This is a genomic window from Escherichia sp. MOD1-EC6162 (genome assembly GCF_002965125.1).
GTDB classification, from domain to species: domain Bacteria; phylum Pseudomonadota; class Gammaproteobacteria; order Enterobacterales; family Enterobacteriaceae; genus Escherichia; species Escherichia marmotae.
In genome coordinates, this window is the sequence record NZ_PTSB01000007.1 from 102853 (window position 1) to 121488 (window position 18636).

At 49.1% G+C, this 18636-nt stretch carries 16 protein-coding genes and 3 pseudogenes; 14 read left to right on the forward strand and 5 right to left on the reverse strand.

The features are described from left to right. The first annotated feature begins 174 nt into the window (after positions 1 to 174). The 3 genes from A9587_RS08325 (at position 175) to A9587_RS08335 (ending at position 2420) form a co-directional block, all read left to right on the forward strand. Entirely contained in the window at positions 175 to 927 is a 753-nt protein-coding gene (locus A9587_RS08325) for an OB-fold protein (protein WP_105281908.1), read from the forward strand. Between the two features lie 72 nt (positions 928 to 999). Next, positions 1000 to 1590, forward strand: a complete 591-nt coding sequence (locus tag A9587_RS08330) for a hypothetical protein (RefSeq protein ID WP_105281909.1) — start codon at positions 1000 to 1002, stop codon at positions 1588 to 1590. Between the two features lie 269 nt (positions 1591 to 1859). After that, positions 1860 to 2420 (forward strand): recombinase family protein, encoded by a 561-nt coding sequence (locus A9587_RS08335; protein ID WP_028132707.1) that lies wholly within the window; start codon positions 1860 to 1862, stop codon positions 2418 to 2420. A 213-nt stretch (positions 2421 to 2633) separates the two neighbouring features. On the opposite strand, the gene A9587_RS08340 is transcribed toward A9587_RS08335, so the two are convergent. From A9587_RS08340 to A9587_RS08345, 3 genes and pseudogenes are all read right to left on the reverse strand, one after another. Next, a complete protein-coding gene (locus tag A9587_RS08340; RefSeq protein WP_105281910.1) occupies positions 2634 to 3377 on the reverse strand; it encodes a YagK/YfjJ domain-containing protein in 744 nt (247 codons plus the stop codon). 918 nt (positions 3378 to 4295) lie between these two features. Continuing rightward, positions 4296 to 4409 (reverse strand): annotated as a pseudogene (locus tag A9587_RS25000) (hypothetical protein); the annotation flags it as partial. A 29-nt stretch (positions 4410 to 4438) separates the two neighbouring features. After that, positions 4439 to 4639: pseudogene (locus tag A9587_RS08345) on the reverse strand (DUF2541 family protein); the annotation flags it as partial. A 376-nt stretch (positions 4640 to 5015) separates the two neighbouring features. Between A9587_RS08345 and dnaK the strand changes: the two are divergent. Then, positions 5016 to 6932, forward strand: a complete 1917-nt coding sequence (gene dnaK / locus A9587_RS08350; protein WP_000516135.1) for a molecular chaperone DnaK — start codon at positions 5016 to 5018, stop codon at positions 6930 to 6932. Positions 6933 to 7020: 88 nt separating this feature from the next. Continuing rightward, positions 7021 to 8151 carry a molecular chaperone DnaJ gene (gene dnaJ / locus A9587_RS08355; protein ID WP_001118463.1) on the forward strand — a complete coding sequence of 377 codons (1131 nt, stop codon included), beginning with the start codon at positions 7021 to 7023 and terminating at the stop codon, positions 8149 to 8151. Between the two features lie 104 nt (positions 8152 to 8255). Here the strand turns inward: dnaJ and mokC are convergent, their stop codons facing one another. Then, entirely contained in the window at positions 8256 to 8408 is a 153-nt protein-coding gene (mokC, locus tag A9587_RS08360) for a type I toxin-antitoxin system toxin MokC (RefSeq protein WP_000809168.1), read from the reverse strand. Positions 8409 to 8991: 583 nt separating this feature from the next. Here mokC and nhaA point away from each other — a divergent pair. Both nhaA and nhaR read left to right on the forward strand, forming a co-directional pair. After that, a complete protein-coding gene (nhaA, locus tag A9587_RS08370; protein WP_000681378.1) occupies positions 8992 to 10158 on the forward strand; it encodes a Na+/H+ antiporter NhaA in 1167 nt (388 codons plus the stop codon). A 59-nt stretch (positions 10159 to 10217) separates the two neighbouring features. Beyond that, positions 10218 to 11123 (forward strand): transcriptional activator NhaR, encoded by a 906-nt coding sequence (nhaR, locus tag A9587_RS08375; protein ID WP_000062876.1) that lies wholly within the window; start codon positions 10218 to 10220, stop codon positions 11121 to 11123. Positions 11124 to 11225: 102 nt separating this feature from the next. On the opposite strand, the gene rpsT is transcribed toward nhaR, so the two are convergent. Continuing rightward, positions 11226 to 11489, reverse strand: a complete 264-nt coding sequence (rpsT, locus tag A9587_RS08380; protein WP_001274018.1) for a 30S ribosomal protein S20 — start codon at positions 11487 to 11489, stop codon at positions 11226 to 11228. 102 nt (positions 11490 to 11591) lie between these two features. Between rpsT and A9587_RS08385 the strand changes: the two are divergent. The 7 genes and pseudogenes from A9587_RS08385 to rihC all read left to right on the forward strand — a co-directional run bounded on the left by A9587_RS08385 (position 11592) and on the right by rihC (position 18601). Next, positions 11592 to 11810, forward strand: a pseudogene (locus A9587_RS08385) (DUF2575 domain-containing protein). Positions 11811 to 11817: 7 nt separating this feature from the next. Beyond that, the gene (gene ribF / locus A9587_RS08390; protein WP_000767344.1) at positions 11818 to 12759 is read left to right on the forward strand and encodes a bifunctional riboflavin kinase/FAD synthetase; all 942 of its coding nucleotides are present in this window, start codon (positions 11818 to 11820) and stop codon (positions 12757 to 12759) included. Positions 12760 to 12801: 42 nt separating this feature from the next. Further along, positions 12802 to 15618: an isoleucine--tRNA ligase gene (ileS, locus tag A9587_RS08395; RefSeq protein WP_105263655.1), complete on the forward strand. Its 2817-nt coding sequence runs from the start codon at positions 12802 to 12804 to the stop codon at positions 15616 to 15618. Next, positions 15618 to 16112 carry a signal peptidase II gene (lspA, locus tag A9587_RS08400; protein WP_000083379.1) on the forward strand — a complete coding sequence of 165 codons (495 nt, stop codon included), beginning with the start codon at positions 15618 to 15620 and terminating at the stop codon, positions 16110 to 16112. Before ileS ends, lspA begins: the two co-directional genes overlap by 1 nt. A gap of 107 nt (positions 16113 to 16219) precedes the next feature. Beyond that, complete coding sequence (fkpB, locus tag A9587_RS08405) at positions 16220 to 16669, forward strand: FKBP-type peptidyl-prolyl cis-trans isomerase (protein ID WP_000004655.1); 450 nt, start codon at positions 16220 to 16222, stop codon at positions 16667 to 16669. Position 16670: 1 nt separating this feature from the next. Next, on the forward strand, positions 16671 to 17621 hold the full coding sequence (gene ispH, locus A9587_RS08410; protein ID WP_016249593.1) for a 4-hydroxy-3-methylbut-2-enyl diphosphate reductase: 951 nt from the start codon (positions 16671 to 16673) through the stop codon (positions 17619 to 17621). A 65-nt stretch (positions 17622 to 17686) separates the two neighbouring features. Next, complete coding sequence (gene rihC, locus A9587_RS08415) at positions 17687 to 18601, forward strand: ribonucleoside hydrolase RihC (RefSeq protein WP_001517721.1); 915 nt, start codon at positions 17687 to 17689, stop codon at positions 18599 to 18601. The last annotated feature ends 35 nt before the right edge of the window (positions 18602 to 18636 follow it).

The window sequence follows — 18636 nt, forward strand, 5'->3', positions numbered from 1 at the left end:
TTGTTCGTTATCTCCTAATGATTGGCTACTTCTCTCCGTTTTCTCTTAGAGGATTTTCAACGACTTAATTGATCAGTTTTACCGATCGGTTTTATAATATTGATCGATCAAAATGATCGATGGTATTTTTTCGTATTCGTATCAATGTGTTACACATATTCACGGAGGCTAATTTTGAAAAAGATCCTGGTGTTACCTTTCATGCTCTTTTCGTTCATGTCTTTCGCTGATGAGAGGATTACTTCAAACATACAGCCATATCCTGAGTACGTAGTGAATTATCTCAAAACGCTTATGACTGTAAGTTGTGAGCAGGCACTGAAAGGTGAGTCTGAGGATGTATTGATAAAGCAAGTAACACGGGGGATGCAGAAGGATACGGAGAGTTACGCTACGATACATAATGCCATTGTTTTCGGCTCGGCGGAGGGTAAAAAACTCAAAGAGAGTAAGATTATCACCGAAGATAAAACTGTGATTGATAGTTGTGGCGAAGGAGCGACTTACGTCACGACGCAAAAAGATTTTATAAAAATAGTGGTTGCTACAATGGTAAATCCTGAACAATTGCAAGTTGCCGATGGGGAATTAAAGAAAGTCGTTTCTAATGATCATATTTATCGAACAACGGCAAAAGCCCTGGCTGAGTTATATGACGCCAATGAAGTCGCCGCCGATGATGAAATTGGTGGGCGTAAAGTAGAAATCACAGGTACAGTCCAGGAAATAGCTAAGAATTTTACAAATGATGTAATCGTTCGGCTGGAAAGTGGCAACCGTTTTTTACCTGTAATGTTAAGCATGGAAGATTCAGAAAAGTCAAAAGCCTCAAAACTGAAGAAAGGGCAGAAGATAGTTGTTACCTGCGAAAAGATGCAGTTGTTCATTGGTGCACCATCAGGTAGTAACTGTACATTCGTACAATAAACACGTATATCGTGATGTAGAACATTTTGGTGTCAGTTATAAGCTAATTTGTAGCATGGCAGGTATCCTTTAATGGCATATAACGAATTGAAAATAAAAAATATTTATTTCTATTTTTATATGGTAGTTCCACTGCTTTGTCCAATAGTTTACTTTCTCACAACGGATGCTCAGATTGCTATAATTGTTTTCTTTGTAACCGCTCTTATCTGTGCAGAACTTGACTTAAAGGAGATAGCTAATGTTTATAGGGCGTCAGTTCCCAAGTTTGTAAATCCTGCTATTAGTGTTCTCTTTTTCCCGCCGCTGTATGTTTACAGTAGATCTCAATTTGCAGGCGTTAAGTCGAGCAACCGATGGGCATGGTTTTTTGTTTACATTGCCATTGCGTTGAGTTGTGTTCCTGTTGTTGGTGCTTTGGCTTACAGCAAAGAGCTTAAAGTAGGTGCGTGTGAACTTACGACTTCAATATTGAAAGATGAAGGAAGTGATGTGAAATGTCTTGTTGTTGAAGATGTTAAAGAAATCACTGATAAGCATTACCGCGCTAAGGCTGTATTATCCAATGGCGTAGATATGCCTATTGTCATTGAAGAGGATGATGATGGTTATATTTACGTCAAGCTAGTCCCCTTGAGCGATCTATTCGATTTATTCGATTAACTACTTTGGGGGAATTACCTGCTTTCCTCCTAAACACTTCATCATGTTATCAACCATAGCGCATGAGCTGCACGGATTAGCGTCGGTCGTGCTCGCAAGCGTCACGCTAACTAATTATCAAATATCGGTGAGGGATGCGGCGATCTCATTTGAGTAGACGTAATTGATACGTGTCGTTGATGTTGGAACTGAGTATCAAAATTGCTTTATTTTAACTTATTTGATACTGTATCGTTGATGTCATTGATATGAGACTTTTTGGGGGGACTATGGGAACTTTCGGGTATGTACGAGTAAGCAGCAAAGATCAGAATGAATCACGCCAGATTGAAGCGTTAGAAACACTGGTTGATGAGATTTTGATTGATAAGGCCAGCGGTAAGAATGCAGACAGGCCAGCTTTAAAAGAGTTAATGAGTAAAGTTCGCTCTGGTGACACAGTTCGAGTTAAAAGCGTTGACCGTCTGGCACGTAATACCCGTGACCTTCTGGATATACTGGATGAACTGACTACAAAGGGCGTGAGAGTTGAGTTTATAGATAATCACATGACTTTTGATGATTCCCCCACCAGCAAGTTCATAACCACCATGTTGGGAGCCGTTGGTGAGTTGGAACGCTCTTTTATTCGTCAAAGACAGGCAGAGGGTATCAAGATTGCAAAGGCGAAAGGTGTGTTCAAAGGGCGACAAAAAGATGATGAAATCCGCAAGAAGGTCGCTGAATATTTGGCTAAGGGAACATATACCAACGAAGAGATTTATAAGTTAGTTGGATGTGGGCGAGCTACATTTTTTCGAATCAAGAAGGAATTAAGTAAATCTCTGTAGATTGAAATATATGTCCGATTATTAATATCAACGCCCATGATAGCCAGGGCGTTTGATAGAGCTTCAGAAATGAGAATTATGCGCCATATTTTTATGTCGCCTAAGATAGCGGGGAGAAAACGTTGTTAAACGCGCTACAAAGGGCCTACAGCGCGTTTTTTTGGTATAGGCAAGGAGAATGTTTTTTTGTTTACGGCCTTAGAGGCTGCTATATTAATTATTTCGCGAGCGAGTTATTCTGTTACGAAGTTGCGAGGTTGAATGCACTCGATCGTATTTTCCTGTTTGATACTTCCCGCGAACTTTAGCCAGATACGATAGCCAGTAGATCGGTCCCTCCAGTGTTTCAGGTTGACCGCGCTCAATAACATAATGGTTTGGGTATTCGGCCTTCTTCTTCGCTAAATGCACCAGCGTATGCTCACCACCAGTTAGTTGACACCAGATATCAATGATTGCGCTTCCCACTCCGTATGATCTCCCTCCCAATCGGTTTATTTGCCGATGTGGTAGTGCAATCCAGCAATGGTAATGGTCTTTTTCTACCTCATGTCTCTCACGCACCCAACTGAAAGCGAATTCATTGATTGGGCTTGTTACACCTTCTGGCCTTTTAGTTTTTGACTTGAGACGCTCGCGCAATTTCTTAAATAGCTGTCGTACCCATTTGTTGCTTTCTTCTACGGCAGTACCATCAGGCAGACGCAAATCGAAGCGACTCAAGAAGACTCGACTGTAACTAGATAACATGGCATCAAGTTCCTCTACTATCGGCCTGAGGATATCTAACCGAACACCGGATTTCTCCGTAGTGTTGATTTGGTACGCGCGACCATTATGGTAAAACGTATCACCAGCAATGACTGGATACCTACCGTGAGTGTGAGTTATGACTGTGTAAGGTGTGGTTTGTGTGATCTGTGATTGCACTGACTGCGGATGTACTAATTCTAACAATATACCTCCTCTTACTTTACATAAATTTACTCTCATCTGTTAAATACTGATCCATATAACATATAGTTATTACCATCAGACCACCGACAAATGCTGCTACCATGATGACTATAAAGGTGCATGAATAAAGGGTTCGCAGGCAAATAATGGCATCAGTATTTTTTCGTACAAAGTTTACAATTCAAATTATTCCATTATCTATATTATAGTCAAGTGTATCGATATGCAAGGATTTTTTTATCCGTTGGTGCTTTTCGGGTTTGCATCCACAATTTTTTGATTTTTGGATGGCGTTAATATGGTTTGGTGTATCAGTTAACGGTGTTGCAGGTTGGACAATGGTTAGTGCGTTCAGCGGTCAAAAGATACCACCGACAGACACCCAAACGGTCAACGATGAAATCAACCAAACTAAAATCAGCAATGCGGACAAGTTTCTATAGATAGTTGATAAAGGAATATCCGTTAGCTGTGACAGGCCTGAAAGCTGTAACTGGGATCTGAGTTTACGTCAGGTGGTGAAGAAGATTGAGCTTAGAAATAGTCAAGGACAAATCTGTGGTCTTCAAGATGCTGATCATCGTCTTACGTTTTTCTGAGGAAGGCGATGAAAACGCTGGTGGTGTTAAGATAAAACACAAAATGGAATGCATGTAACATATTGATTATAAATAATATTTGCCATTGATTTTGATAAGAATTAATTCAAGCGAGAATCATTATCACATGCTGTGTTACCTGTTTGTCTAAATGATAATGGGCTTGCCCATAATTCCTCAAAAATCATCATCGAATGAATGGTGAAATAATTTCCCTGAATAACTGTAGTGTTTTCGGGGCGCGGCATAATAATCAGCCAGTGGGGCAGTGTCTATGATCTTTTGATGGGAAAATGAAAATTTTCCCCGGTATCAGGTATCACACTTGAGTGGTGTTAACTATTCGCCGCAGGAAGGCGATTTGTAGTAGTGCCGGGATCGTGACGCGAAGGACGCTACCGCTGACGGCTTTAACCCCATTTAATGCTGCGCCACAGGCCTCCCTGACTCGCTTTAAAAGTCGCTTAACTGTAAATCGCCATGATCGGCGGTGAGTTGTATGTGTTTTACAACGCGGCAAACGGGGCATTGCAGTGCGGGATCGTTAGTTTCATTACGCGTCATGGCAATGACGTCGAGGATTTTATGGTCGTTAGCCTGCGCGGCACAGCACAACATAAGGCCAATAGCCAGGCTGACAGAAATCGTAAAAACAGATTTCATAAGGATTCTCCTTGTGGGGAGCACCAGGAGGACAAATAGCGACTGGTTTGTTGGCAGGGAAAACATGACGCATGAACGTAATATGTTATTTTTATTACAATTTTTTGGTGATAATTTTGTGTTGAATTCATCCTTTATAGGAATTAAATTCCAGTCCGTTTCTCGTCTTCTTCCGCCATATCGCGAAATTTCTGCGCAAAAGCACAAAAAATTTTTGCATCTCCCCCTTGATGACGTGGGTTACGACCCCATTTAGTAGTCAACCGCAGTGAGTGAGTCTGCAAAAAAATGAAATTGGGCAGTTGAAACCAGACGTTTCGCCCCTATTACAGACTCACAACCACATGATGACCGAATATATAGTGGAGACGTTTAGATGGGTAAAATAATTGGTATCGACCTGGGTACTACCAACTCTTGTGTAGCGATTATGGATGGCACCACTCCTCGTGTGCTGGAGAACGCCGAAGGCGATCGCACCACGCCTTCTATCATTGCCTATACCCAGGATGGTGAAACTCTGGTTGGTCAGCCGGCTAAACGTCAGGCAGTGACGAACCCGCAAAACACCCTGTTTGCGATTAAACGCCTGATTGGCCGCCGCTTCCAGGACGAAGAAGTACAGCGTGATGTTTCCATCATGCCGTTCAAAATTATTGCTGCTGATAACGGCGACGCATGGGTCGAAGTTAAAGGCCAGAAAATGGCACCGCCGCAGATTTCTGCCGAAGTGCTGAAAAAAATGAAGAAAACTGCAGAAGATTACCTGGGTGAACCGGTAACTGAAGCAGTTATCACCGTACCGGCATACTTTAACGATGCTCAGCGTCAGGCAACGAAAGACGCAGGCCGTATCGCTGGTCTGGAAGTAAAACGTATCATCAACGAACCGACCGCCGCTGCACTGGCTTACGGTCTGGACAAAGGTACAGGCAACCGTACTATCGCTGTTTATGACCTTGGTGGTGGTACTTTCGATATTTCCATTATCGAAATCGACGAAGTTGACGGTGAAAAAACCTTCGAAGTTCTGGCAACCAACGGTGATACCCACCTGGGTGGTGAAGACTTCGACAGCCGCCTGATCAACTACCTGGTTGAAGAATTCAAGAAAGATCAGGGCATTGACCTGCGTAACGATCCGCTGGCAATGCAGCGTCTGAAAGAAGCGGCAGAAAAAGCGAAAATCGAGCTGTCTTCTGCTCAGCAGACCGACGTTAACCTGCCGTACATCACTGCAGACGCGACCGGTCCGAAACACATGAACATCAAAGTGACTCGTGCAAAACTGGAAAGCCTGGTAGAAGACCTGGTGAACCGTTCCATCGAGCCGCTGAAAGTTGCTCTGCAGGACGCTGGCCTGTCCGTATCTGATATCGACGATGTTATCCTCGTTGGTGGTCAGACTCGTATGCCAATGGTTCAGAAGAAAGTTGCTGAATTCTTTGGTAAAGAGCCGCGTAAAGACGTTAACCCGGACGAAGCTGTGGCAATCGGTGCTGCCGTTCAGGGTGGTGTACTGACTGGCGACGTGAAAGACGTACTGCTGCTGGACGTTACCCCGCTGTCTCTGGGTATCGAAACCATGGGCGGTGTGATGACGACGCTGATCGCGAAAAACACCACTATCCCGACCAAGCACAGCCAGGTGTTCTCTACCGCTGAAGACAACCAGTCTGCAGTAACCATCCACGTGCTGCAGGGTGAACGTAAACGTGCGGCTGATAACAAATCTCTGGGTCAGTTCAACCTGGATGGTATCAACCCGGCACCGCGCGGTATGCCGCAGATCGAAGTTACCTTCGATATCGATGCTGACGGTATCCTGCACGTTTCTGCGAAAGACAAAAACAGCGGTAAAGAGCAGAAGATCACCATTAAGGCTTCTTCTGGTCTGAACGAAGATGAAATCCAGAAAATGGTACGCGACGCTGAAGCTAACGCCGAAGCAGACCGTAAGTTTGAAGAGCTGGTACAGACTCGCAACCAGGGCGACCATCTGCTGCACAGCACCCGTAAGCAGGTTGAAGAAGCAGGCGACAAACTGCCGGCTGACGACAAAACTGCCATCGAGTCTGCGCTGACTGCGCTGGAAACTGCTCTGAAAGGTGAAGACAAAGCCGCTATCGAAGCGAAAATGCAGGAACTGGCACAGGTTTCCCAGAAACTGATGGAAATCGCCCAGCAGCAACATGCCCAGCAGCAGACTGCCGGTGCTGATGCTTCTGCAAACAACGCGAAAGATGACGATGTTGTCGACGCTGAATTCGAAGAAGTCAAAGACAAAAAATAATCGCCCTATAAACGGGTAATTATACTGACACGGGCGAAGGGGATTTTCCTCTCCGCCCGTGCATTCATCTAGGGGCAAATTAAAAAAGATGGCTAAGCAAGATTATTACGAGATTTTAGGCGTTTCCAAAACTGCGGAAGAGCGTGAAATCAAAAAGGCCTATAAACGCCTGGCCATGAAATATCACCCGGACCGTAACCAGGGTGACAAAGAGGCCGAGGCGAAATTTAAAGAGATCAAGGAAGCTTATGAAGTTCTGACCGATTCGCAAAAACGCGCGGCATACGATCAGTATGGTCATGCGGCGTTTGAGCAAGGCGGCATGGGCGGCGGCGGTTTTGGCGGCGGCGCAGACTTCAGCGATATTTTTGGTGACGTTTTTGGCGATATTTTTGGCGGCGGACGTGGTCGTCAACGTGCGGCGCGTGGTGCTGATTTACGCTATAACATGGAGCTCACCCTCGAAGAAGCTGTACGTGGCGTGACCAAAGAGATCCGCATTCCGACTCTGGAAGAGTGTGACGTTTGCCACGGTAGCGGTGCAAAACCGGGTACGCAACCGCAGACCTGTCCGACCTGTCATGGTTCTGGTCAAGTGCAGATGCGCCAGGGGTTCTTTGCCGTACAGCAGACCTGTCCACACTGTCAGGGCCGAGGTACGCTGATCAAAGATCCGTGCAACAAATGTCATGGTCATGGTCGTGTTGAGCGTAGCAAAACGCTGTCCGTTAAAATCCCGGCAGGGGTGGACACTGGAGACCGCATCCGTCTTGCGGGCGAAGGTGAAGCGGGCGAGCACGGCGCACCAGCAGGCGATCTGTACGTTCAGGTTCAGGTTAAACAGCACCCGATTTTCGAACGTGAAGGTAACAACCTGTATTGCGAAGTGCCGATCAACTTCGCGATGGCCGCACTTGGTGGTGAAATCGAAGTGCCGACCCTCGATGGTCGCGTCAAACTGAAAGTGCCTGGAGAAACCCAGACCGGTAAGCTGTTCCGCATGCGTGGTAAAGGCGTGAAGTCTGTCCGCGGCGGTGCGCAGGGGGATTTACTGTGCCGCGTCGTGGTCGAAACACCGGTAGGTCTGAACGAGAAGCAGAAACAACTGCTGCAAGATCTGCAAGAAAGCTTCGGAGGCCCAACCGGCGAGCACAACAGCCCGCGTTCGAAGAGTTTCTTCGACGGCGTGAAGAAGTTTTTTGACGACCTGACTCGCTAATTTCCTGAAAAGCCTACCCGTGGGCAGGCTTAGGTAAAAACAAGGGTGCGTTGAAGATATGCGAGCACCTGTAAAGTGGCGGGGATTACTCCCCGCCGTTGCTCTTACTCGGATTCGTAAGCCGTGAAAACAGCAACCTCCGTCTGGCCAGTTCGGATGTGAACCTCACAGAGGTCTTTTCTCGTTACCAGCGCCGCCACTACGGCGGTGATACAGATGACGATCAGGGCGACAATCATCGCCTTATGCTGCTTCATTGCTCTCTTCTCCTTGACCTTACGGTCAGTAAGAGGCACTCTACATGTGTTCAGCATATAGGGGGCCTCGGGTTGATGGTAAAATATCACTCGGGGCTTTTCTCTATCTGCCATCCAGCTAATGCCTGAGACAGACAGCCTCAAGCACCCGCCGCTATTATACTATTCACTTTAATCCATTTGATTATATCAACCCCAATCCTGAAGGCGCCTCGCATTTTTATGGCGTAATTTTTTAAGGATTCAATTAGTTAACGTTGATTTGTCCCTTTATTGCAATTATTGAGGACAAGTTGGATATATTTGAAATATCGCCCTAACAAACAGCTCTGGCTTACCACAAATTAATTATTACTTTTCCGAATAAATCCTTCAGAAATCGTGACCTTAAGCTATGATTATTGAGTTTTGAGGTCATCAGCCACCGCTTTCTGGCGTCAAAAAATCTTCCTCCGCTGGTGACGCAACCTCCTTTATAGATCGTAAAAAGCGAACTATTCCTACATTATAATCTGATTTTAACGATGATTCTTGCGGGGTAAAATAGTAAAAACGATCTATTCACCTGAAAGAGAAATAAAAAGTGAAACATCTGCATCGATTCTTTAGTAGTGATGCCTCGGGAGGCATTATTCTCATTATTGCCGCTGTTCTGGCGATGATTATGGCCAACAGCGGCGCAACCAGTGGATGGTATCACGACTTTCTTGAAACGCCGGTTCAGCTTCGGGTTGGTTCACTTGAGATCAACAAAAACATGCTGTTATGGATAAATGACGCACTGATGGCGATATTTTTCCTGTTAGTTGGTCTGGAAGTTAAACGCGAACTGATGCAAGGATCGCTGGCCAGCCTGCGGCAGGCTGCGTTTCCGGTCATTGCCGCTATCGGCGGGATGATTGTCCCGGCATTGCTCTATCTGGCTTTTAACTATGCTGATCCTATCACTCGTGAAGGGTGGGCGATCCCGGCGGCTACTGACATTGCCTTTGCGCTTGGTGTACTGGCGTTATTGGGAAGCCGTGTGCCGTTAGCGCTGAAGATCTTTTTGATGGCGCTGGCTATTATCGATGATCTTGGTGCCATCATTATCATCGCCTTGTTTTACACCAATGACTTGTCGATGGCTTCTCTTGGCGTTGCTGCAGTGGCGATTGCTGTACTCGCTGTGTTGAACATGTGTGGCGTGCGCCGTACAGGGGTTTATATTCTGGTTGGTGTGGTGCTGTGGACGGCCGTGCTGAAATCAGGCGTCCATGCAACGCTGGCTGGGGTTATTGTTGGCTTCTTTATTCCGTTAAAAGAGAAACATGGGCGTTCTCCGGCGAAGCGCCTGGAGCATGTATTGCATCCGTGGGTGGCTTATCTGATCTTGCCGCTATTTGCTTTTGCCAATGCTGGTGTTTCTCTGCAAGGCGTGACGCTGGATGGCCTGACCTCCATTCTGCCATTAGGGATCATCGCCGGTTTGCTGATTGGCAAGCCGCTGGGTATTAGTCTGTTCTGCTGGCTGGCGCTGCGTTTGAAGCTGGCACATCTGCCAGAGGGAACGACTTATCAGCAAATTATGGCTGTTGGGATCCTGTGCGGTATCGGTTTTACTATGTCTATTTTTATCGCCAGCCTGGCCTTTGGTAGCGTAGATCCAGAACTGATTAACTGGGCGAAATTAGGCATTCTGGTCGGTTCAATCTCTTCGGCGGTAATTGGATATAGCTGGCTACGCATTCGTCTACGTCCATCTGTTTGATCGGGCGATGTACCGGGGAGCCATAAATGGCTCCCTTTTCATTGTTATCAGGGAGAGAAATGAGCATGTCTCATATCAATTACAACCACTTGTATTACTTCTGGCATGTCTACAAAGAAGGTTCTGTGGTTGGCGCAGCGGAGGCGCTTTATTTAACACCACAAACGATTACCGGGCAGATCAGGGCGCTGGAAGAGCGTCTGCAAGGGAAACTATTTAAGCGCAAAGGACGTGGCCTGGAACCCAGTGAACTGGGGGAACTGGTTTATCGCTATGCCGATAAAATGTTCACGTTAAGCCAGGAAATGCTGGATATCGTCAACTATCGCAAAGAGTCTAACTTATTGTTTGATGTTGGCGTTGCAGATGCACTTTCGAAACGCCTGGTCAGCAGTGTTCTGGATGCCGCAGTTGTAGAAGACGAGCAGATCCATCTACGCTGCTTTGAATCGACGCACGAGATGCTGTTGGAGCAACTGAGTCAGCATAAGTTGGATATGATCATCTCTGACTGTCCGATCGACTCCACCCAGCAGGAGGGGCTATTTTCCATAAAAATTGGCGAGTGTGGTGTCAGTTTCTGGTGCACTAACCCGCTGCCAGAAAAACCGTTTCCAGCCTGTCTGGAGCAACGTCGCTTACTTATACCGGGGCGGCGCTCAATGTTGGGACGCAAGCTATTAAACTGGTTTAACTCCCAGGGATTGAATGTTGAAATTCTGGGGGAGTTTGATGATGCGGCGTTGATGAAAGCCTTTGGTGCGACGCACAATGCTATTTTTGTTGCACCTTCACTTTACGCCAATGATTTTTATACCGATAACTCGGTTGTGGAGATTGGTCGCGTTGAGAACGTCATGGAAGAGTACCATGCGATTTTTGCCGAAAGGATGATCCAGCACCCTGCGGTACAGCGTATTTGCAATACAGATTACTCTGCGCTGTTTACTTCAGCCGCGAAATAGCCATTCGTACTTTGCAGGCTACAGTGTTGGCCTGCTTTTGCTCGTTGGCATAAAAAAACCCGCTTGCGCGGGTTTTTTTACAAAGCTGACAACAAAAGGCGATTAAGCCAGTTTGTTGATCTGTGCAGCCAGGTTAGCCTTATGACGTGCAGCTTTGTTTTTGTGGATCAGACCTTTAGCAGCCTGACGGTCCACGATCGGTTGCATTTCGTTAAATGCTTTCAGTGCAGCAGCTTTGTCGCCAGCTTCGATAGCTGCGTATACTTTCTTGATGAAAGTACGCATCATAGAGCGACGGCTTGCGTTGTGCTTACGAGCCTTTTCAGACTGAATGGCGCGCTTCTTAGCTGATTTGATATTAGCCAAGGTCCAACTCCCAAATGTGTTCTATATGGACAATTCAAAGGCCGAGGAATATGCCCTTTTAGCCTTCTTTTGTCAATGGATTTGTGCAAATAAGCGCCGTTAATATGGCAGCGCTCGTTGCGTAGTGATGGCGCAGGATTCTACCAGCTTGCAGGGTGTGAATACAGCTTTTCCGCGAGAAAAATTGCAGCAGGCCGTTAGTTTCTTACCGTGATTTGCGCCATGGCAATGAAAAGCCACTTCTTTCTAATTTCAGTACTCAATCGCCGGTTAACCTTGACCGCTGTACAAGGTATACTCGGACGATTTTCACTGTTTTGAGCCAGACATGAAGCTGATACGCGGCATACATAATCTCAGCCAGGCCCCGCAAGAAGGGTGTGTGCTGACTATTGGTAATTTCGACGGCGTGCATCGCGGTCATCGCGCGCTGTTGCAGGGCTTGCAGGAAGAAGGGCGCAGGCGCAACTTACCGGTGATGGTGATGATTTTTGAGCCTCAACCACTGGAACTGTTTGCCACCGACAAAGCCCCGGCACGCCTGACCCGGCTGCGGGAAAAACTGCGTTATCTTGCCGAGTGCGGCGTAGATTACGTGCTGTGCGTGCGTTTTGACAGGCGCTTTGCGGCGCTGACGGCGCAAAATTTTATCAGCGATCTACTGGTGAAGCAGTTGCGGGTAAAATTTCTTGCTGTGGGTGATGATTTCCGCTTTGGCGCTGGTCGTGAAGGCGATTTCTTGTTATTACAGAAAGCTGGCGCAGAATACGGCTTCGACATCACCAGTACGCAAACTTTCTGTGAAGGTGGCGTGCGTATCAGTAGTACTGCCGTGCGTCAGGCCCTGGCGGATGACAACCTGGCTCTGGCTGAAAGTTTACTGGGGCACCCGTTTGCCATCTCCGGGCGTGTTGTCCACGGTGATGAGTTAGGGCGCACTATTGGTTTCCCGACGGCGAATGTACCGCTGCGTCGTCAGGTTTCCCCGGTGAAAGGGGTTTATGCGGTGGAAGTGCTGGGCCTCGGTGAAAAACCGTTGCCTGGCGTCGCGAACATCGGCACGCGCCCAACGGTAGCAGGCATTCGCCAGCAACTGGAAGTGCATGTTCTGGATGTTGCAATGGACCTTTACGGTCGCCATATACAAGTAGTGCTGCGTAAAAAAATACGCAGTGAGCAGCGATTTGCGTCGCTGGACGAACTGAAAGCGCAGATTGCGCGTGATGAATTAACCGCCCGCGAATTTTTTGGGCTAACAAAACCGGCTTAAGCCTGTTATGTAATCAAACCGAAATACGGAACCGAGAATCTGATGAGTGACTATAAATCAACCCTGAATTTGCCGGAAACAGGGTTCCCGATGCGTGGCGACCTCGCCAAGCGCGAACCGGGAATGCTGGCGCGTTGGACTGATGATGATCTGTACGGCATCATCCGTGCGGCTAAAAAAGGCAAAAAAACCTTCATTCTGCATGATGGCCCTCCTTATGCGAATGGCAGCATTCATATTGGTCACTCGGTTAACAAGATTCTGAAAGACATCATCATCAAGTCCAAAGGGCTTTCTGGATATGACTCGCCGTATGTGCCTGGTTGGGACTGTCACGGTCTGCCGATCGAGCTGAAAGTAGAGCAAGAGTTCGGTAAGCCGGGTGAGAAATTCACCGCAGCCGAGTTTCGCGCCAAGTGTCGCGAATATGCAGCGACCCAGGTTGATGGTCAGCGCAAAGACTTTATCCGTCTGGGGGTGCTGGGCGACTGGTCACATCCGTACCTGACTATGGACTTCAAAACCGAAGCCAACATCATCCGTGCGCTGGGCAAAATTATCGGCAACGGCCATCTGCACAAAGGTGCTAAACCGGTGCACTGGTGCGTAGACTGTCGTTCCGCGCTGGCGGAAGCGGAAGTTGAGTATTACGACAAAACCTCCCCGTCCATCGACGTCGCGTTCCACGCCGCCGATCAGGATGAGCTGAAAGCGAAATTTGGCGTTTCTGACGTTAATGGCCCGATCTCTCTGGTTATCTGGACCACAACGCCGTGGACCCTGCCTGCGAACCGCGCAATCTCTATTGCACCGGATTTCGACTATGCGCTGGTGCAGATCGACGGTCAGGCCGTGATCCTTGCGAAAGATTTGGTTGAAAGCGTGATGCAGCGTATCGGCGTTACCGAATACACCATCCTCGGCACGGTGAAAGGTGCGGAGCTGGAACTGCTGCGCTTTACCCATCCGTTTATGGGCTTCGATGTTCCGGCAATTCTTGGCGATCACGTCACGCTGGATGCCGGTACTGGTGCTGTTCACACCGCGCCTGGCCACGGCCCTGACGACTATGTTATCGGTCAGAAATACGGTCTGGAAACCGCTAACCCGGTTGGCCCGGACGGTACTTATCTGCCGGGAACTTACCCGACGTTAGACGGTGTGAACGTTTTCAAAGCGAATGATATTGTCGTTGCACTGTTGCAGGAAAAAGGCGCGCTGCTGCATGTTGAGAAGCTGCAGCACAGCTATCCGTGCTGCTGGCGTCACAAAACCCCAATCATCTTCCGTGCGACGCCACAGTGGTTCGTCAGCATGGATCAGAAAGGTCTGCGTGCGCAGTCACTGAAAGAGATCAAAGGCGTGCAGTGGATCCCGGACTGGGGCCAGGCGCGTATTGAGTCGATGGTCGCTAACCGTCCTGACTGGTGTATCTCCCGTCAGCGTACCTGGGGCGTACCGATGTCACTGTTCGTGCACAAAGACACTGAAGAGCTGCATCCGCGTACCCTTGAACTGATGGAAGAAGTGGCAAAACGCGTTGAAGTTGACGGCATCCAGGCGTGGTGGGATCTCGATGCAAAAGAGATCCTCGGTGACGACGCTGACCAGTACGTGAAAGTGCCGGATACGCTGGACGTATGGTTTGACTCCGGATCTACGCACTCTTCCGTTGTTGACGTGCGTCCGGAATTTGCCGGTCACGCTGCGGACATGTATCTGGAAGGTTCTGACCAACACCGTGGTTGGTTCATGTCTTCCCTGATGATCTCCACTGCGATGAAAGGCAAAGCGCCATATCGTCAGGTACTGACTCACGGCTTTACCGTGGATGGTCAGGGTCGCAAGATGTCTAAATCCATCGGCAACACCGTTTCGCCGCAGGATGTGATGAACAAGCTTGGCGCGGATATTCTGCGTCTGTGGGTGGCATCAACTGACTACACCGGCGAAATGGCCGTTTCTGACGAGATCCTGAAACGTGCTGCTGACAGCTATCGTCGTATCCGTAACACCGCACGCTTCCTGCTGGCAAACCTCAATGGTTTCGATCCGGCAAAAGATATGGTGAAACCGGAAGAGATGGTGGTACTGGACAGATGGGCCGTGGGTTGTGCGAAAGCGGCTCAGGAAGACATCATCAAGGCTTACGAAGCATACGATTTCCACGAAGTGGTACAGCGTCTGATGCGCTTCTGCTCCGTTGAGATGGGCTCTTTCTACCTCGACATCATCAAAGACCGTCAGTACACCGCCAAAGCAGATAGCGTGGCGCGTCGTAGCTGCCAGACTGCGCTGTATCACATCGCAGAAGCGCTGGTTCGCTGGATGGCACCGATCCTCTCCTTCACCGCGGATGAAGTGTGGGGTTACCTGCCGGGCGAACGTGAAAAATACGTCTTTACCGGTGAGTGGTACGAAGGTCTGTTTGGTCTGGCTGACAGCGAAGCGATGAACGATGCGTTCTGGGACGAGTTGCTGCAAGTGCGTGGCGAAGTGAACAAAGTCATTGAGCAAGCGCGTGCTGACAAGAAAGTGGGTGGCTCGCTGGAAGCGGCAGTAACCTTGTACGCAGAACCGGAACTGGCAGCGAAACTGAACGCGTTGGGCGATGAATTACGATTTGTCCTGTTGACCTCCGGCGCTACCGTTGCAGACTATAACAACGCACCTGCTGATGCTCAGCAGAGCGAAGTACTCAAAGGGCTGAAAGTCGCGTTGAGTAAAGCCGAAGGTGAGAAGTGCCCACGCTGCTGGCACTACACCCAGGATGTCGGCAAGGTGGCGGAGCATGCAGAAATCTGCGGCCGCTGTGTCAGCAACGTCGCCGGTGACGGTGAAAAACGTAAGTTTGCCTGATGAGTCAATCGATCTGTTCAACAGGGCTACGCTGGCTGTGGCTGGTAGTAGTCGTGCTGATTATCGATCTGGGCAGCAAATACCTTATCCTCCAGAATTTTGCTCTGGGGGATACGGTTCCGCTGTTCCCGTCGCTTAATCTGCATTATGCGCGTAACTATGGCGCGGCGTTTAGTTTCCTTGCCGATAGCGGCGGCTGGCAGCGTTGGTTCTTTGCCGGTATTGCAATTGGTATTAGCGTGATCCTGACGGTGATGATGTATCGCTCGAAGGCCACGCAGAAACTGAACAACATTGCTTACGCGCTGATTATTGGCGGTGCGCTGGGCAACCTGTTCGACCGCCTGTGGCACGGCTTTGTGGTCGATATGATCGACTTCTACGTTGGCGACTGGCACTTCGCCACCTTCAACCTCGCTGATACTGCCATCTGTGTCGGCGCGGCACTGATTGTGCTGGAAGGTTTTTTGCCTTCGAAAGCGAAAAAACAATAATAAACCCTGCCGGATGCGATGCTGACGCATCTTATCCGGCCTACAGATTGCTGCGAAATCGTAGGCCGCATCCGGCAAACATCCTCAAAATACAAGAGCAAACCTGCATGTCTGAATCTGTACAGAGCAATAGCGCCGTCCTGGTGCACTTCACGCTAAAACTCGACGATGGCACCACCGCTGAGTCTACCCGCAACAACGGTAAACCGGCGCTGTTCCGCCTTGGTGACGCTTCTCTTTCCGAAGGGCTGGAGCAACACCTGCTGGGGCTGAAAGTGGGCGATAAAACCACCTTCTCGCTGGAGCCTGATGCGGCGTTTGGCGTACCGTCACCGGACCTGATTCAGTACTTCTCCCGCCGTGAGTTTATGGATGCAGGCGAGCCAGAAATTGGCGCAATAATGCTTTTTACCGCAATGGATGGCAGTGAGATGCCTGGCGTGATCCGCGAGATTAACGGCGACTCTATTACCGTTGATTTCAACCATCCGCTGGCCGGGCAGACCGTTCATTTTGATATTGAAGTGCTGGAAATCGATCCGGCACTGGAGGCGTAACATGCAGATCCTGTTGGCCAACCCACGTGGTTTTTGTGCCGGGGTAGACCGCGCTATCAGCATTGTTGAAAACGCGCTGGCCATTTACGGCGCACCGATTTATGTCCGCCACGAAGTGGTGCATAACCGCTACGTGGTCGATAGCCTGCGCGAGCGTGGCGCTATCTTTATTGAGCAGATCAGCGAAGTGCCGGATGGCGCAATCCTGATTTTCTCTGCGCACGGTGTTTCCCAGGCTGTACGCAATGAAGCGAAAAGCCGCGATCTGACGGTATTCGACGCAACTTGTCCGCTGGTGACCAAAGTGCATATGGAAGTCGCCCGCGCCAGCCGTCGTGGCGAAGAATCTATTCTCATTGGCCATGCCGGGCACCCGGAAGTGGAAGGTACGATGGGGCAGTACAGTAACCCGGAAGGGGGAATGTATCTGGTCGAGTCACCGGACGACGTGTGGAAACTGACGGTCAAAAACGAAGATAAACTCTCCTTTATGACCCAGACCACGCTGTCGGTGGATGACACTTCGGATGTTATCGATGCGCTGCGTAAACGTTTTCCGAAGATTGTCGGGCCGCGCAAAGATGACATCTGTTACGCCACCACCAACCGCCAGGAAGCGGTACGCGCTCTGGCAGAGCAGGCGGAAGTGGTACTGGTCGTTGGTTCGAAAAACTCATCCAACTCCAATCGTCTGGCGGAACTGGCACAGCGTATGGGCAAACGCGCGTTTTTGATTGATGATGCGACAGATATCCAGGAAGAGTGGGTGAAAGACGTTAAATGTGTCGGCGTGACTGCGGGGGCATCGGCTCCGGATATTTTGGTGCAGAATGTGGTTGCACGTTTACAGCAGCTTGGCGGCGGCGAAGCCATTCCGCTGGAAGGCCGCGAAGAAAACATTGTTTTCGAAGTGCCGAAAGAGTTGCGTGTGGATATTCGTGAAGTTGATTAAGTCATTAGCAGCCTAAGTTATGCGAAAATGCCGGTCTTGTTACCGGCATTTTTTATGGAGAAAACATGCGATTACCTATTTTCCTCGATACTGATCCCGGCATCGATGATGCCGTTGCCATTGCCGCCGCGATTTTTGCTCCCGAACTCGACCTGCAACTGATGACCACCGTTGCGGGTAATGTCTCAGTTGAGAAAACCACGCGTAACGCCCTGCAACTGCTGCATTTCTGGAATGTGGATATTCCGCTCGCCCAGGGCGCTGCTGTACCGCTGGTACGCGCGCCGCGTAATGCGGCATCTGTGCACGGCGAATCGGGAATGGCTGGCTACGACTTTGTTGAACACAACAGAAGCCCGCTGGATAAACCGGCATTTCTGGCTATTCGTGATGCTCTGATACGTGCGCCAGAACCCGTTACTCTGGTGGCTATCGGCCCGTTGACCAATATCGCGCTGTTACTTTCACAATGCCCGGAATGCAAACCGCATATTCGCCGTCTGGTGATCATGGGCGGTTCCGCCGGACGCGGCAACTGTACGCCAAACGCCGAGTTTAATATCGCAGCCGATCCGGAAGCAGCGGCATGTGTCTTCCGTAGTGACATTGAAATTGTCATGTGTGGTCTGGATGTCACCAATCAGGCGATATTAACCCCAGACTATCTCGCCACGTTGCCGGAGTTGAATCGTACCGGGAAAATGCTTCACGCCCTGTTTAGCCACTATCGCAGCGGCAGTATGCAAAGTGGTCTGCGTATGCACGATCTCTGCGCTATCGCCTGGCTGGTGCGTCCGGATTTGTTCACCCTCAAACCCTGTTTTGTGGCGGTGGAAACTCAGGGGGAATTTACTTCGGGCACTACGGTCGTTGATATTGACGGTTGCCTGGGTAAACCTGCCAATGTACAGGTGGCGCTGGATCTGGATGTGAAAGGTTTCCAACAGTGGGTGGCTGAGGTGCTGGCCCTGGCACCATAACCTGTCACATATTATCGGCATGTAGTCATTTACTG